Raw genomic sequence first — 2,117 nt, forward strand, 5'->3', positions numbered from 1 at the left:
ATGCTGTACAGCCAGGGCATTAAGTTGGAAGAGCTTGGCATCCGCCGTAAAGACGGCGCCGTGGTAGAAAGTGATTACCGCAAAATCTTCCATATTTTTGCCAAACACTACTACCTGTTTCGTGGTACTCCATCGCGCATTTGGCTGGACACGGTATTTCACGATGTATTCGGTTTAACTGAAACTCTGTGTGAAGAAACCGCTGATCACTACTACGACAGCATTAACGCTCAACTGGCTAAGCCGGAATTTAAACCGCGGGCGTTGTTGCAGCGTTTTAATATAGAGCTGATTGCCACCACCGAAGGCGCACTAAACGATTTAAAACACCATGCCAAATTAAAAGGCACCGGTTTTGAAACCCGGGTGATTACTACCTTTCGCCCGGATGATGTGGTAGATGCTGATCGCAGTGATTTTACTGCAAATGTCGCCAAATTAGGCGAAATTACCGGCGAAGACACCTGCAGCTGGCAGGGTTATTTAGCGGCGCTACGTAAGCGGCGTAAAGTATTTCGCGAGCATGGCGCCACCGCTACCGATCACGGTCATCCAACGGCGATTACTGCTGATTTGCCAATGAAAGATGCCGCTGCGCTGTTTCAACGTTGTTTAAACGGCAAAGCCAGCAAGGCTGACGCCGAGTTATTCCGCGGCCAAATGCTGACCGAAATGGCCGGCATGAGCCTGGAAGATGGCATGACCATGCAAATTCACCCGGGTGCGCACCGTAACCACAATAAAGTGATATTCGAGCGCTTTGGTGCCGATAAAGGCGCGGATATTCCCAGCCCAACTGAATACGTGCAGGCGCTTAAACCGCTGCTTCAAAAATACGGCAACGAAGCCAGTTTAAACATCATTCTGTTTACGCTGGACGAAACTACTTATGCCCGTGAACTGGCGCCACTGGCCGGCCATTACCCGGCATTAAAACTCGGCCCGGCCTGGTGGTTCCATGACAGCCCGGAAGGCATGCTGCGTTTTCGCCATCAGGTAACCGAAACCGCCGGTTTTTATAACACTGTAGGCTTTAACGACGATACGCGGGCGTTTTTGTCTATTCCGGCGCGGCATGATGTAGCACGGCGTATAGACTGCCGCTTTTTGGCAGGCTTAGTGGCCGAGCACCGCTTAACCGAAGAAGAAGCCGGCGAGTTAGCTTACGAGCTGACCTATGGCCTGGTAAAAAAAGCGTATCAGTTGAAATGATGCTGAATAAAACCTAACAGCGGGGCAATTTGTTGCTAAGCAGAGCGTCTCCAGCAGGGATGCTGGAGAGGAGTCTACAAGGATGTATTCACGACGTCTCTGCGTGTAACAAACTGCCCAAGCCGACACTGCAGAAAATAGCAGGAATCATGAATGGCAAATCTTAGTAATCAGACTCTGGCGGGTCTAAACGGCAAACTGCCCATTCCGGCCTACCGGCTGGGCGAACACAAGCCGCAAATCGGCATAGTGCATTTAGGCCCCGGCGCGTTTTTCCGTGGTCATCAGGCCTGGTATACCGAACAGGCGCTGCAATTTGGCGGCGACTGGGCCATCAGCGCCGTATCGATGCGCTCACCCGATGTCAGCCAGGCCTTATCACCACAAGATGGTTTGTATACCCTGGCCGTGCTGGATGCGGTGCAAAGCTATCAGGTTATCGGCTCGGTGCAGGAAGTGCTGATCGCCAGCGAGCAGTACGGCCAGGTATTAGCACGCTTAACTGCCGCCACCACTAAGTACGTTACCATGACCATTACCGAAAAAGGCTATTGCTTAAACGGCAGTGGTAAGCTGGACTTAAACCATAGCCAAATTCAACAAGACTTAAGCGGTAGCGGCCAACCGATAACGGCCATTGGCTTGCTGTTTACTGCACTGGCCGCGCGTTATCAGGCTAATGTTGCGCCGTTTTGTGTAATCAGCTGCGATAACCTTACCGACAACGGCCATAAGCTGCGCAAAGCACTGATTGCTTTTGCAGAGCAAAAAGACCCGACTATCGCCAACTGGTTAAGCCAGCAGCTTATCAGCCCCTGTACTATGGTCGACAGTATTACACCGGCTACCGATGATGCGATTAAAGCGCAGGTGGCCGACGTGCTGGGCGTGCAAGATAACTGGCC

General features: G+C 51.8%; 2 protein-coding genes. Both read left to right on the forward strand.

Going from position 1 to position 2,117, the window contains the following annotated elements:
- The coding region (gene uxaC, locus I4W93_RS20185) for a glucuronate isomerase (RefSeq protein WP_205313742.1) at window positions 1-1,212 on the forward strand (1,212 nt) is incomplete at its 5' end.
- A gap of 153 nt (window positions 1,213-1,365) precedes the next feature.
- Window positions 1,366-2,117: mannitol dehydrogenase family protein (locus I4W93_RS20190; protein ID WP_497848982.1), on the forward strand; the 752-nt coding region annotated here is incomplete at its 3' end.

The organism is Rheinheimera maricola, assembly GCF_016918075.2.
Classification (GTDB): Bacteria; Pseudomonadota; Gammaproteobacteria; order Enterobacterales; family Alteromonadaceae; genus Alishewanella; species Alishewanella maricola_A.